Consider the following 14,900-nt stretch of genomic DNA (forward strand, 5'->3'; position numbering starts at 1 on the left):
GCTTTAGAACTTTTTTAACAATACGTCTTTAAGCATCTTATTATCAAGACTCACATCAGCATACATCTGTTTAAGTTTATTGTTCTCTTCTTCAAGTTCTTTTAAACGTTTAAGCTGCTGTTGTTCCATACCGCCGTACTTCTTTCTCCAATAGTAGAAAGTGCTTTTGTCAATTCCTAATTCTCTAGATAAATCACCTACGGATCTTCCTTGTTCATTTTCCTTAAGAGCTTTAATAATCTGACTCTCGCTAAATTTGCTGTTTTTCATTGTGACAGTTTGAATTTAAAGTTAGTAAATTCGAATTATAAACTGTCCTATTTTTAGGGAAGCCTACAGTTGTTGAAAGGGAATAATTTTAATATTTTTGAAGAAATTAATTTCTTGCTCTTCTGTCAATTGTTGCTTTGAAACTTCTTTATTCATTTGCAACAAAACCTTTTTGCACAAGACAATTATTTTATAGGCTCTTTTAACAACATCCCTTTCATCTAATTTAATACTTGTAATAGTCTTATTGAACTCTGAAATTATATGATTAAAATGCATAATTGTGGTTTTCTTTACCATTTAACCATTTTAAATCTATATAATAAAAGTATCGAAGACAGCAGAAATGGTTTTTAGGTAATTATTGTAAACTATTTAAAATTCAATAAAAATGCTGAATAAACAAAGAAATAGTTGTCGCCTTTTATAAAATGAATACCCGAATTAATAAACTAAGATGTATTAATTAAGTTTTTTTTGAGATAGGAGTTGGGCTTGCAGAAATGCTTTCTCAAAATTTAGTATTCCACCAGACTTAGACAGTTGATCAAAAGATAACTTAACAACTTCTTTAGTAGAATTTTCGACTTCAATAAGGCCATTGTAGTGCATTATAGAAGACATAATTATCTCTTTTATTTGTTTAGCAGATAGATTGGGATAATATGATCTTAACAAACCACTAACACCAGAAACCAATGCAGCTGCAAATGAGGTGCCCGAGACATATTTATACTTTCCATTCTGAGAATCTGCAGTTTGTATGTTTTCTCCAGGCGCAAAAATGTCTACACTCTCTTTGCCATAATTACTGGAACTTAACTTTAATTGTTCTATCTTATAGGAAGAAGCTCCAACAGTTAGAAAATTATAAGAAAATTCCTTACCATTGTTAGATGCATCATCAGGATAAGTTTTTGCTTCTGGATTATCTAAATTTAGATTGTCATTCCCTGCCGAATGTATGATTAGGACATCCTTTTTTTCGGCGTATTTAATTGCATCTTTTATCCAATTTTCATGCAAAGAAAATGACTTGCCAGAGCTTATATTTATAATTGAAGCTCCGTTGTCAACAGCATAGTAAATCGCTAAAGCTAAATCTTTATCATTTTCATCTCCATAGCCTGAAATAACAACGGGCATTATTTTTAAGTAATTTGAATCGTCATCAAAATTTAATGCTTTCTCTACTCCTGAAATAACTCCTGCTACGGAAGTTCCATGATCCATTCGGATTGTATTATTATCTACAACACTATTTCCATAATTTGAATCAGCCAAATTATCTTCATTATCTCCAATTAATTCCCTATCATTAAAACTTATATTTAGCAATTTTTTTAGCCGCTCTTGTGATTTAAATCTTTCTTCTTCTAAATCGGAAAGTTTTATACCATACTCCTCCATATTCATGAAATCCTGTATGTACATTTCAAATGGTTCTGTACCCTTATGAATTTGGAGTATGCTATCAAGTTGAGGTCTATTAAATTCTTTATTGGAAAAAATTGAGTCAATTTTTTTCTGAAGCACAATGTAGTAGTCATACACGACAGAATCGTTTTCAAATCTTTCTTGAGCATATTGGTTTCTCTCGTTGTATTTTTTTTTGGCTTTTAAATACGTTTTATATAAATCTTTCTCTTCGCCTTTTAATTTTTCCTCATGGCTATTCTCAAAAATATTAGAATATTTGTTTATAATTCTAGTATATTCATAATTAACAAATTCGGTTGAAGTGCCATTCTTATTTCCTAAGAAGTTCCAGCCATTGATGTCATCAACATAACCATTATTATCATCATCTTTTTTATTATTTGGAATTTCATCTAAATTTTTCCAAATATTATTTCTTAAGGCTTCATGATTAATTTGAATTGCCATATCAATGACTGCAATTACTATTTCTTTTTTCTTTGAAGCTAAATCCTTAGCACCAATTTTAAATAGACTTATTCCAGGAATTGAATCCTTAAAAACATCCTTAAACTGCCAATTATCAATGGCATTAGTATTTAGTTTTTTAATGTTATTCTCAGAAAAAGACTTCTTTAAGTGATCTTTTAGCCCAACTCTTTGATTTGAGGAGCAAGAGGAAATATAGAATACTAATAATAAAAAAAATGAAAAATATAATTTCATTTATATTCAAAAGTTTATGTTATACTATCAATTTAAATCGAGTATTAAAAATGAAAATAAAACTACTGAGGCCTGCCCCAATAGTTTTAAAATTCAATGGAATATTAGAGTTTTTTAATTATCACATGTTTTGTAGATTTCAAAATACATTGCTTTTCTTCAGTATCAGAACCTTCTGTACCATCATCCGGTCCACCACCCATAATAAAATCTGGACGACTTATTTTAGCGATTCTAAATTTCTCAATTGATGGATTGTTTAGTTTTTTTTTCATTTTGAATTGTTTTACTTAATTAATTCTTTCAAGATAGAAACCTTTTAGTTAATTCATATCTCAAAATAAGAAACTATGTCTTAATTTATAAATTTAGATATAATTATTTTGCCCCTTTCATTTTTTTGTCAATTTCTTTAATATAAAAGGAAGGGTAGAAACTCGTAATTTCTTTAAATAATTTTGAAAATGTTTCGGAGCTTTTAAACCCTACATCCTCCGCAATTGCCTGTATCGTATATTTTCTAAAGGAGGCATCGTTTCTTAACCTTTCTAACGCGTAGTCAATTCTTAGTTCATTCAAATATCTAGAAAAATTCTTCCCTTTACTTATATTTATGACCTTAGACAAATAGGTTGAATTAGTACTAAATTTTTTAGACAATGAAGAAAGTGTAATCTTTGTATTTGTAAAATCTTTATCGTTTTCGAAAATCTCCAAATTTTTAAGAATTTCTGCAATAATTTCTTTTGATATGTCAATTGTTTTATGAGTCGAATTTTCTAACGACTTTGAATCAACAAGGGATAATAGTTTCTCAAACTTTTTCCTAGATTTTTGATTCTTAAAATAATAGATAAAAGATATTACAAATAAAATAATTGCTAGGCTAACAATATAAAATAACAAATTAGATTTTTCATTTTTAAGTTGGGCAATTAAATCTTCTTTTTTGGAAATTAAATTGGGAATGTCAAAATTTTGCGTAATGTAAGAACCAAGGTCCCGTTGTTGGGTATTTAAAGTGCTGTCTATTTTTATTATTTTTTTCAGGTAATAAAGTTGCCCTTCTAAATCCTTTTTCTTTCCCAAAATTTCATATAATGAATAATAAGAATCTCTTGTTTCGAGATTTATTATCTTAGTCAAATCATATAAAGAATCTACTTTTTTAAAAAATAATAATGCTAATTCATCATTATTCAATTTAATCTGATTAATAGCTAAATAATTATATGCAATTGACAAATTGGCCCTATCGCCATTACTTCTAAGAAGTGCAACCGAAGATTCAATAGTGTCAGAAGATTTTTTGAAGTCCCCTTTTTCTGAATAAAGAACCCCATTACTTAGTTTAAAAAGATTAAGCTTATTAGTTCTATTATACTTTTTACTATAAGTAGTCCCAATTTTGTTATAATATTCAACCGAATCAAGAACATGCAATCTTAAATAGGATATTGATGTTGAAAATAAAGAATTTATATAATCATCTACCTTTAAATCATTAATATCATTTTTAAAGAAGTCAATATTTAATTTATTGACCTTTAGAGCTGATTCATATTCACCAATTGTATTTTTTAAATTTCCAATTCCATGCCTCGCATTATATTCAATTTTTGTATTCGGAAATTCAATTGAATATTCTTGTGCCTTTAAATAATTATGTAAAGCCTGTTTATAATTCAATTTTTTAAAATAAATTTTAGCCTTGGACAAATATGCACTTGCAGGATTAAAATTATCTGGTCTTTTTATGGTAATATCTATTATAGAGTCTGCATATTTTATTCCAATAGAATCATCATTTAAAGCTGTTAATATTTCGTATCCTCCAATTACATATTCTAAGTCATAATTTTTCTTTGCCTTTTTTAGAAATAAAAAGGCATAATTTATTCGTTGATCTTTTGAAGTATTTGAGTTTATTAGTTCAAATAATTCATCATAGGATTCGTTAATTACACTATCGCTTGGAATTTCACTTATTTGGCCGTAGAACGAAATATTAAAAAGTAAAATTTTTACTATTATTATGACTTTGTAATATTTATGCATTTCTATGGTTTAAGTATTGATAATATTTACATAAATAATCATAAATAACCATTTCCATAAATCGCTGATTGTCTCTAAATAATTTATTAACGAACATATGAATAATACCTAGTAATATGTTGTTTTTTGCTATTTCATTTTCAATGTTTGCTTTCAACTGATTGAAAATATGGTTGTTTTGCATCCTTAAATCCATTACTTCCAGTTCAATACTACTTTTGTTCAATGATTTTTCAAGAAAAACAACCAGATCCTGCTTTATATTATTGTATTTAATATTAAGTTTTTTCATATCGGCAGTTTTTAATTCAAATTCTGATTGAAATTGTTCCAAAGAATTTTCACAAAAACGAAATTTTTCAAAATCATTAAAATCAAAAACCGTCAGGAGAAAATCGATATACTTCATTGAATGATATATATATAAATCTTCATTTTTTATTTTTTTAATCAATAGGAGAGCCAGTTTAGTATCACTAAAAAATAGAGATTCAATACTTTCTATAGTATTAGTACCATATCTTTCAATCTCCCTTGTGTAATTTTCGATCTGTAATTTCCAAATAGTCTGTTTATCAAGATAATCAAGTAACTCAATTCTAACTAACTGAATTATGAATGCTAACTGACTCTCATCTATTATGTGAAATCTAACTCGAATATGAAAATCCGGATCATTGTAGCGTATATAAAACCATTTATCAATAATATTTTGATCTATAAGCTTTTTAGTTATTCTTGAAATAGGGTTAGATAAAATTTCGTCGGCAGTATTCTTGCCACAATAGATTTTGTAAAAAAGCCATTCTTCTCCAATGTTATATATTCTTTTCATTTTAATTGAAGTGCCAATTTAACAAAAATTCATTTGCATAATAATTACCTTCTGTATCTATTACCGGGCTACCTTCATCAAATAAAAATTCTTCCAAAACAATCCATTTTTTATGTTTAATTTCATCAAGTAATACATTAATAGAAAATAGACTCTCAAAATTTATTACTAAAAAATTATCATTTTCCACTACCTGGGCTATTTTTGGTATATCAAACTTTTTTCTCCATTCAAGAATTGCTTGTTCTAAATTTTTGCTGTCAAATAATAAATTAAAATCTGATTTTTCAAGAATCCATTTAGCCTTACTTATTACGATACCTTCAAATTCTACTCTTGGTAAAATTTTGTAAATGCTAGCTAAATTTCCCCATTCAAAACCAATCTTGTTCTTATAATTTGCTAATCCTAAATCTGCTAAAAACTGATATGTAGGTAATGCACTGTTGGAGTAATTATGGGCACATGTTAAGGTTGGAATAATTTCTTTATTTAATTTTATTGATTCAAGAATTAATTTATCATCCTTAATCGAAATTAGTAAGTCGCTAACCAAAATTTGATTTTCGATAGGAAGTGTAGAATGTCCCAGGTACGGAATTTCAAATTCTCTTATATGAGGTCTTCTAAGGACATTTGCTATTTTTAAACTTGGAGTGTGTACAATTTCCGCTATTATCTTATTTTCATAGTAATTCTTTTCCAATTGACTTAGTTGGTGTATTAATTCCAAACTTTCATTGTCAATACTTCCAAATTTAGAAATTAGCTTAATTGCACTTGGACCAATAAATGAATCCAAAAACAATTTTTCTTCTTTATTCTTTGAGAATATTTCTATTATTGAGAACATAGTAGGAGAAAGAGCGTTTTCCTTAGTTGTTTCTAATAAAACAAAATCACTTTCTTTTAAATCCATCACTCTTTTCTTACTTCTTGAAAATTCCTGCATTTTTTTGTTTAATAAAACTTCATAAGTTCCCCACCACATTAAGTTCTCATTTTCCTTAATTGATAAGTTTATATCCAAATTTTCTAAAAAAGTTGTTTCTCCAAAAAAGGAATTGCTTTTTAAATAGTTGATGCCGCACTCTGGATCTAAAACTTCAGCAAACTTTTTGGTTGATGTGCCGTATCTTTTTGTAAACTCATTTTTGAAATTTTCTATTCTTGTATTTGGCTTATATAAATTTATTTTGTTCAAAAAGGCAAAAGCTTTTTTTAATTTCGATATCCAAGCCTTGTTAAAACTTGCTTCACTACAAACCTTAATAAGGTCATAATGAGCATTATTGTTAGGTTTTAAATTATTCTCCTCTAAAATAAGTTTACTCAAGTCAATTCTTTCATTTAATTGAGTATTGAATTTCTCTTTAATATTTCCACTAAGGAAATAAGGAAAATCCTTTCCTGTAACATTTGGCTCCAGATTGGAAACTATTATTTGATTTTTTATTGCATTTTCAATGAATTGAACTGCTATATCTATATTAACATCTAAACTTTTTAATTTATTTTTAATCTCATTGAATGTTCGCCCTTTTTTGCAATACGCTATTAAATTATCTATAAATTCATTTTTTGCAATCGATTCAAGCGTATATTCATAGTCCCTTCCTTTTTTAGAAATATGCCTTTCAAAATAACGCCAAAAACTATGACCATGTTCATATAAAGTAGTATTTGCATGCCATTTAACATTTTGATAGTCAATATGGTCTTTTAATAATAATTCAGATTTTTTCACGAAATTTTCGAAAGTATTTCTTTTATAGACATAATTACAATTGTATTTATCAAAAACAACACTTGTTCTAATGTCAATTATACCATTAGAATATCCTGCAAATATTCCAAAAGGCGTAGAGCGCGTTGAGATTCTAATTAAATATTTGTAGAACGCAAATTCTAATTTTTTGATTTTTTTCGCACTTTTAATCTCTCCTTTTATCAAGTTTTGCAATTGCTTATGTAAAGCAGGAGATGCAATTTGAAGAGCCACGTTTATACGAAAGTCATTCAGGTAATTCATTAATTCCTCTGTGTTTTTCCTTTTGACCTTTTGTAATTCATTATTGAAATTACAAGGAAATAAAGGAGACCTTAATGATATGAGATCAAGACAATATAAGTTTTTGACCTTAGAACCTTTTTTATTCATAATAAGCACTCAATGGTATAATTAGATACAATGCAATTTAATAGTTTTTAATCCTCGTTTATGAAACAAGAGTCTGAATTTATAAATTAAGACAAATAGCGTACTAAACTACATCAAATATTATTTAATTTTATGTCACTGTTAAATAAGAAAAGCCTTGTTAATATTTTTAAATTTAAAATCTAAAACATTTAGAAAAAATTACAATGGCATAATTAAAAAAATAAGGAAATGAAAAAATTTGAAAATTTTAAAATAGAAAAAACTGAAATGATTTGTGGTGGAGAACATTGGGATACTGGATGTAGAGACAATAAAAGAACTGACATTTATGACGATGTTGCGCATACCATAGTATATTTTGAGCTATAAGTATTAATGGTATATATGCCACCAGAATGTTGAATATTTATTTAAATCATTTACAATCAGAAGGATAATGAATAATTACTTAATAACATTTTTAGCGTTTTGTTGTATTTCCACTTGTTATGCTCAGCAATATGATTTTTATCCTAAAAACGAAAATGACGTTTCTATGTCCAACTTTATATTAGCAAATACAATTTTAGAAGAAACAGTAACTCAAGTGAACGAGCGAAATGGATCATACAACTATGCCAATTTATGGAATATTGGAGTTGCTTATCAGTTACTTGGTAAAGATGCTAAGGTTATTAAGGAAATATTAGAAAGAAGTAAGAAAGCTGATCCGTATTATTTCTCTTTAACCTTTGTCAATCCGGATAATTATTACTCAAAATGGAAGGGAACTTTCTCTGAAAAGGAGTATGAACAATGGCACGAATCAGCGCTAGAAATAATTAGAAATAATGAGTCAATTATAATAAATGAAGAACTGACTGATAATAATGAAGAAAGAATCTCTCATCATTATAATAAAGAACTTATTGAAGTATTAACCAAGATTCGTCATGATGATAAGTTATTTAGATCTTCTAATAATGTTGATATGTATAAACAAAAGGCATTAGACGAAAAAAATATTGAAATTATTGATTCGCTTTATACTTTGCATAAACAATATATAGGAAAATCCCTTGTTGGAAATGACCTTTCCTCTACAATGTGGGCAGTTATACAACACTCCAATTTGGCTAAAATGGAAGAATATTTACCAGTGATTGAAAATGCCATTAACAATGGTGAATTAAATAAAACAGTGATCAAATTACTCGTTGATAGAATTCATACAATAAAATTTAATACACAAATTTTTGGCTCTCAAGTTGGAGTGCCAATAGCCAATGATTCTATAGTTATAGAAATTCGTAAAAAATACGGATTCAACACAAGTGGGAACAGTAAGCAGAATTTAAAAGATTGGTTCAAACAAAAAAAATAGCTGCAGCTACGAGGAGTATCCCGAAAATCCTTTAAAGAGTAGGGATTATATTAAAATTAAATAAAATGGAAAATTTTAGCGAATTTGCACTTGAAAATCAAGAGATGATATTTGGTGGTGGTCATACTGCAACAAGATACACATCTAGTCAAGGAACAGGTGGTAGAGACATCTATGATGATCGTGCCGATACCATAGTTTATTTCGCACCTGAGGAATAAATAACTCTGATTGAGTTTATATCAAGTAGGGTTAAACCAGATTTGACTCTACTTGTATTTAATTATAATTATGATTTATATAACTACAGAGTGTCAGGATGTAATGACTGATTTGACCATTGAATGGATCATTTCGAACAAAAAAGACTTTAGACGCTTTAATGATTCCATTTTTGTTGAACCTCAAGAATTGTTATCACTTAAAAATGTTAAAAAAATTTGGCAGAGGAGAGGGGCATTTAATTTTTTGCCAACTGGTTTGAAATATGAGTTTACGAATAAACGCGAATTACTAAATTATGTAACTAAAGAAAATAGGGATTATAACATCTATCTTGAGCATCATTTTAGAACAGTATTAGGATCAAATTATATAGGATCATTTACAAAAGAAGTTTCTAGTAATAACAAATTAATCAACCTAGATTTCGCAAATGAAGTTGGATTAGATACCCCAGAATATATGGTTACCTGCAGTAAAAAAGAACTTTTACAATTTTATAATAGACATCAAAAAATCATAACTAAAGATCTAAAATCTCCTGTCAATATTAAAACAAAAAGAAAGAATATTTCTTCAAGTGGAGTAAAGCTTTTAAGTGAGAGTTCAATTCAAAAAATACAAGATAATTTCGCTCCAATTTTTTTGCAAAAATATATTGAAAAGAATTTCGAAGTGCGGATATTCGTTTTTAATAAAAAACTCTATTGTATGGCTATATTTTCTCAATTAAACGATGATACCAAGGTTGATTTTAGAAATGACCATTCATCAAATCCCAATAGATGTATTCCATATACCTTACCAAGTGCAGTTGAAAGTAAAATATGGAAATTACTGAATATTTTAGATTTTGATACTTGCTCGATTGATTTAATCGTCACACCTGATAATCAATATTATTTTTTAGAAATAAACCCAATGGGACAATTTCATTGGTTATCCTCTAATTGCAACTATTATATAGAAAAAGAAATCGCAAATTTCCTCTGTAAATGAAAAAATTATCGAATAATGAAGTAAAACGTCTATTGCCTTTTACTATCCAAGAAGCTACCATTACCAATTTAAACAAAACAATCAAAACAAAAGGAATAAGGGTATCTATGTATCAAAATGAAAATACTACTTCTCAACAATTTTATAAACCTATTAGTAAAATACTTCAATTTTGAGTCTAAATCAATCATGTTTACTATATTCGAATTGTATCCCTGTTAAAGGGGCAAAAAAAAGTATTGTTTTTGACCTACAAAACCAAACTTTTTTTAACATTCCTAATGATTTATATAACATACTAAAGGATCACAGAGGCAAATCAATCGAAGAAATAAAAAGCGTGTATGATAACAAATATGATAATATCATCGATAATTATTTTAAAATTTTGATTAAAAACAACGTTGCTTTTTTTACAATTACACCAGAATTATTTCCTGAAATTAAACTGAATTTTTTTAACCCTTTTGAAATCACAAATGCGATCGTAGATATAGGTATATCTTCATCGTATAATATTAATAAAGTATTTCTTCAATTAAGTGAATTGCATTGCAAATATATCCAAATTAGAATTTTCAGAGATAGTGATGAGAAAGACTTGCGAAGTATTTTAAATTATTTTAATGAAATCAAATCAAATACAATAGGACTAGATTTATTTATCCCTTATAATGAAGGTTTGGAAGAACTGTACCACTTATTATTTGAGGACTATCCTAGACTTAATAGTATAATAGTTTATTCTTCACCTTATAAAAAAAACATTATTCCTAAAGGCCATTCAAAATATTTAATTTATACCAGTCTGTCTATAAATTCAGAAAAGCATTGTGGTTTGATCGACAAAAGTCTATTCTCAATAAACATGAAGAATTTCTCAGAAGCTCAGAGTTTCAATTCTTGTTTAAATGGTAAAATAAGTATTGACAAAAATGGTGAAATCAAAAACTGTCCTTCAATACAAAATAGTTTTGGAAATATTAATGACATTTCACTTAAAGACACTTTAAAATTCCCTGATTTTAAAAAATACTGGAAAACTACCAAAAATCAGATAGATGTTTGTAAGGATTGTGAGTTTCGTTATGTTTGTACAGATTGCAGAGCATACACCGATCGAGCTAATTTTGATGGCGAAATTGATTTGTCCAAGCCATTAAAATGTGGTTATGATCCCTATACCAATGAGTGGCAAGAATGGAGCAATAATCCCTTGAAACAAGATGCCATAAAATATTATAATATGCAGGAATTTATAAAAAAAGATGTTTAAACCATTCCCAAATTACAAACAGCCAGATTCTAAGGATTGTGCACCTACTTGTTTGCGGATTATTTGTAAGCATTATGATAGAATTATCTCGTTACAAAAAGCTAGGCAATTAGTTGAAACTGTTCGTTTAGGAAGTAATCTTATGGGGCTAAGTAATGCCGCTGAGTCAATTGGTTTTAAGACAATTGGAATTAAAATTTCAATGAAAAAACTAATTGAAGCACCACTGCCTTGTATCTTGCATTGGAATAAAAACCATTTTGTCGTCTTATATAAAATTAAAAATGGAATTTACCACATTTCCGACCCTGCACATGGACTCTTAAAATACAACATAAAGGATTTTTTAAAAAGCTGGATTGGAAACAATGCCGACGAAGACACAATAGAAGGTATTGCATTACTCTTAGAACCCACCCCTAAGTTTTATGATAAAGAATGGAAAGATCAAGAAGAAAAAATCAACCTCTCATATCTTACTAAATATCTTTTTAAATATAAAAAATTTTTATGGCAGATAGTAATAGGTCTTTTAGCAGGGAGTTTATTACAGTTAATCTTTCCATTCTTGACACAAAGTATTGTAGATGTCGGAATTAAGAATCAAGATATTAATTTTATATATCTCATTCTCTTTGCACAACTTGCTCTATTTATTGGTCGTACTTCGATTGAAGTCATCCGAAGTTGGATTTTACTACATTTAAGTACTCGAATCAACATTTCTTTAGTATCGGATTTTTTTATAAAGTTAATGAAATTACCTATTGCTTTTTTTGACACAAGAATGACAGGCGATATCTTACAGCGCATCAATGATCATAAGCGAATTGAGCGAATTTTGACTACCTCTTCCCTTAACGTTCTCTTTTCGATGATTAATCTTGTAATATTTGGAATAGTCTTAGCTTATTACAACTTGTATATTTTCCTTATTTTTTTAATAGGTAGTGTTCTTTACTTCGTTTGGATAGCTATTTTTCTAAAGAAAAGGGCAGATCTTGATTATAAAAGATTTTCTCAGTTAAGCCAAGAACAAAGCAAGGTTATTGAATTAATTAATGGGATGCAAACTATAAAGCTCAATAATGCTGAAAAGAAAAAACGTTGGGGTTGGGAATTTATGCAAGCAAGACTCTTTAAAATATCGATTGAAGGATTGGCCCTTGAACAATATCAAAATGTAGGCTCAAGTTTTATTAATGAGCTTAAAAATATTTTAATTACTGTATTATCGGCAAAATTGGTTATTGATGGTAATATAACTTTGGGGATGATGCTCGCTATCTCATATATTGTTGGTCAATTGAACTCACCAGTAAGTCAGCTCATTGGTTTTGTAAGAGAACTTCAGGATGCCAGGATATCGCTAGAACGATTATCTGAGATTCATAATAAAGAAGATGAGGAATTAGATATTGAAAGCAAGGTCAATGATATTCCTGACAATCTAAATTTTGATTTAAAAGATGTATCTTTTAGATATATCGGTTCTGAAAAATTAGTACTAAAAGATTTAAACCTCCACATTCCTTCAAATAAAGTTACAGCTATAGTAGGGGTTAGCGGTAGTGGTAAAACTACTATGCTAAAAATACTCATGAAATTTTATGAACCTGACGAAGGTGAAATTAAGCTAGGGCCGTATAACTTAAAAAATATATCACAAAAGACATGGCGCGAAAAATGTGGAGTGGTAATGCAGGAAGATTATATTTTTAATGATACTATTGCCAATAATATTGCCGTTGGTGTTGATTATGTGGACAAAAAACGTTTGGCATATGCAGTAGATGTGGCAAATATTAAAGAGTTTATTGAGGAGTTGCCTTTATCATACAATACAAAAATAGGCATGGAAGGAGTTGGCTTAAGTACAGGTCAGAAGCAACGTTTACTAATCGCAAGAGCAGTATATAAAAATCCGGATTATCTTTTTTTTGACGAAGCTACATCGGCACTTGATGCCAACAATGAAATGGTAATCATGGAAAAATTAGATCAATTCTTTACGAATAAAACAGTTATAGTTATTGCTCACAGGTTAAGCACTGTAAAGAACGCTCACCAAATAGTGGTATTAGATAAAGGCAAAATATCTGAAATTGGTAACCATGAAGAACTTATTCGTAAAAAAGGAAATTATTTTAACTTAGTAAAAAACCAATTGGAACTTGGAAAATAAGTACTATGCCAAATAAATTAGAAGACATAGAGTTTCGAAGCGAAGAAGTACAGGAAATACTCTCGCAAGTACCAAATTGGATGATTCGGCGTGGTAGTGTACTCTTTTTTGTCTTAATTTTATTAGTGCTTTGCATTAGCTGGATGGTGAAATATCCAGATGTTATTGAGAACCCGACGCTTATTACAACTCAGATTCCCCCTCAAAAAGAATTTGCACGAATGGAAGGCAAATTGGATTCTATTTATGTAATAGAGGCGCAAACTGTAGAAAAGAACAAAATTTTGGCTGTTCTGGAGAACTCGGCAAACACGGAAGATGTGTATTATTTGAAATCTATTTTAGACACTTTAAAGATCAAAAAAAGAATAATCGAATTCCCCATCAATGAAATCCCTATTTTAATTCTTGGAGAAATTGAAATTGCTTATGCGGCTTTTGAAAATAATTATTCCGAATATCAACTAAATAAAGCCCTAAGTCCTTATAAAAATGAGGCAATAGCTAACCAAGTTTCTTTAAACGAGCTTAAAGTACGCTTACAAAATATGCAATCTCAATACTTTTTAAGCCAATCTGAATTGTTGTTGAAGCGGAAGAATTTAAAGCGTAACAAGTCTCTGTTGGATAAAGGGGTGATTTCGCAGTTGGATTATGAAAATAATCAACTCGAACTACTTTCTGCTGAAAAGGGATTGAAGAACTTAGGTGCATCTATTTCACAAACCCGTGAAGGGATAGCTAATGCAGATAAAAATTCAAAAGGAACCGAAATATCCCGTACTACTGAAGAATCAAAATTATTAAGAAATACACTTCAGTCTTATAATCAATTGAAAAAGGCCATAAGTGATTGGGAAAACCTTTACGTGCTGAAATCTGAAATAAATGGAAGGGTATCCTTACTCAATTATTGGAACAAGAACCAAACGGTAAATCAGGGCGATTTAGTTTTTACCATAATACCATTAAACAATGAAAATTATGTTGCAAAAGTGAGAGCAGCTGCACTTAATTCTGGTAAGATAAAAATTGGACAAAAAGTAAATATTAAATTACAAAACTATCCTGAAACGGAATTTGGAATGTTAATAGGGCATGTATCTAATATTTCCTTAACTCCAGATAAAGAAGGACTATACCTTGTTGATGTTTCACTTCCTGAAAAACTTATAACTAGTTATCATAAAGAAATCAAGTTTCAGCAAGAAATGAGTGGTACTGCAGAAATTATAACTGAAGATCTAAGATTGCTAGAACGATTTTTCTATCAGTTTAAATCTTTGATGGACAAGTAGCCCATAGTTTATAAAGCAAATAATTTAATTGATAATTATTTAATAGAATTATTGATTAAACTGCAATTAAAAATTAACCTAGTAA

15 protein-coding genes are annotated in these 14,900 nt (G+C 28.7%); 8 read left to right on the forward strand and 7 right to left on the reverse strand.

The features are described from left to right. Nucleotides 1-3: 3 nt before the first annotated feature. From BLQ19_RS15835 to BLQ19_RS15860, 7 genes are all read right to left on the reverse strand, one after another. The gene (locus tag BLQ19_RS15835) at nt 4-270 is read right to left on the reverse strand and encodes a transposase (RefSeq protein ID WP_038507923.1); all 267 of its coding nucleotides are present in this window, start codon (nt 268-270) and stop codon (nt 4-6) included. 63 nt (nt 271-333) lie between these two features. Further along, complete coding sequence (locus tag BLQ19_RS15840) at nt 334-570, reverse strand: hypothetical protein (protein WP_074538992.1); 237 nt, start codon at nt 568-570, stop codon at nt 334-336. 162 nt (nt 571-732) lie between these two features. Beyond that, nucleotides 733-2,415, reverse strand: a complete 1,683-nt coding sequence (locus tag BLQ19_RS15845; RefSeq protein ID WP_074538993.1) for a S8 family serine peptidase — start codon at nt 2,413-2,415, stop codon at nt 733-735. A 104-nt stretch (nt 2,416-2,519) separates the two neighbouring features. Beyond that, entirely contained in the window at nt 2,520-2,690 is a 171-nt protein-coding gene (locus tag BLQ19_RS21340; protein ID WP_175444442.1) for a hypothetical protein, read from the reverse strand. 103 nt (nt 2,691-2,793) lie between these two features. After that, nucleotides 2,794-4,473 carry a helix-turn-helix transcriptional regulator gene (locus tag BLQ19_RS15850; RefSeq protein WP_074538994.1) on the reverse strand — a complete coding sequence of 560 codons (1,680 nt, stop codon included), beginning with the start codon at nt 4,471-4,473 and terminating at the stop codon, nt 2,794-2,796. Next, complete coding sequence (locus BLQ19_RS15855) at nt 4,466-5,308, reverse strand: thiopeptide-type bacteriocin biosynthesis protein (protein WP_074538995.1); 843 nt, start codon at nt 5,306-5,308, stop codon at nt 4,466-4,468. Before BLQ19_RS15855 ends, BLQ19_RS15850 begins: the two co-directional genes overlap by 8 nt. A gap of 1 nt (nt 5,309) precedes the next feature. Continuing rightward, a complete protein-coding gene (locus BLQ19_RS15860; RefSeq protein WP_083332268.1) occupies nt 5,310-7,469 on the reverse strand; it encodes a lantibiotic dehydratase family protein in 2,160 nt (719 codons plus the stop codon). Nucleotides 7,470-7,700: 231 nt separating this feature from the next. On the opposite strand from BLQ19_RS15860, the gene BLQ19_RS21345 reads away from it, so the two are divergent. The 8 genes from BLQ19_RS21345 (at nt 7,701) to BLQ19_RS15890 (ending at nt 14,815) form a co-directional block, all read left to right on the forward strand. Further along, nucleotides 7,701-7,841, forward strand: coding sequence for a hypothetical protein (locus tag BLQ19_RS21345; RefSeq protein WP_175444443.1), 141 nt, complete (start codon nt 7,701-7,703; stop codon nt 7,839-7,841). A 67-nt stretch (nt 7,842-7,908) separates the two neighbouring features. Next, complete coding sequence (locus BLQ19_RS15865) at nt 7,909-8,835, forward strand: hypothetical protein (RefSeq protein ID WP_074538997.1); 927 nt, start codon at nt 7,909-7,911, stop codon at nt 8,833-8,835. Between the two features lie 65 nt (nt 8,836-8,900). Continuing rightward, nucleotides 8,901-9,056: a hypothetical protein gene (locus BLQ19_RS21350; protein WP_175444444.1), complete on the forward strand. Its 156-nt coding sequence runs from the start codon at nt 8,901-8,903 to the stop codon at nt 9,054-9,056. A 70-nt stretch (nt 9,057-9,126) separates the two neighbouring features. Next, complete coding sequence (locus BLQ19_RS15870; protein WP_074538998.1) at nt 9,127-10,056, forward strand: ATP-grasp domain-containing protein; 930 nt, start codon at nt 9,127-9,129, stop codon at nt 10,054-10,056. Next, entirely contained in the window at nt 10,053-10,232 is a 180-nt protein-coding gene (locus BLQ19_RS15875) for a hypothetical protein (protein WP_074538999.1), read from the forward strand. The genes BLQ19_RS15870 and BLQ19_RS15875 overlap by 4 nt, the downstream gene beginning before the upstream one ends. Further along, nucleotides 10,229-11,332 (forward strand): grasp-with-spasm system SPASM domain peptide maturase, encoded by a 1,104-nt coding sequence (gene gwsS, locus BLQ19_RS15880; RefSeq protein ID WP_074539000.1) that lies wholly within the window; start codon nt 10,229-10,231, stop codon nt 11,330-11,332. The genes BLQ19_RS15875 and gwsS overlap by 4 nt, the downstream gene beginning before the upstream one ends. Beyond that, nucleotides 11,325-13,517: a peptidase domain-containing ABC transporter gene (locus BLQ19_RS15885; protein WP_074539001.1), complete on the forward strand. Its 2,193-nt coding sequence runs from the start codon at nt 11,325-11,327 to the stop codon at nt 13,515-13,517. Before gwsS ends, BLQ19_RS15885 begins: the two co-directional genes overlap by 8 nt. A 5-nt stretch (nt 13,518-13,522) precedes the next feature. After that, nucleotides 13,523-14,815, forward strand: coding sequence for an HlyD family secretion protein (locus BLQ19_RS15890; protein ID WP_074539002.1), 1,293 nt, complete (start codon nt 13,523-13,525; stop codon nt 14,813-14,815). The last annotated feature ends 85 nt before the right edge of the window (nt 14,816-14,900 follow it).

Source organism: Cellulophaga baltica (genome assembly GCF_900102165.1).
Lineage (GTDB): Bacteria > Bacteroidota > Bacteroidia > Flavobacteriales > Flavobacteriaceae > Cellulophaga > Cellulophaga baltica.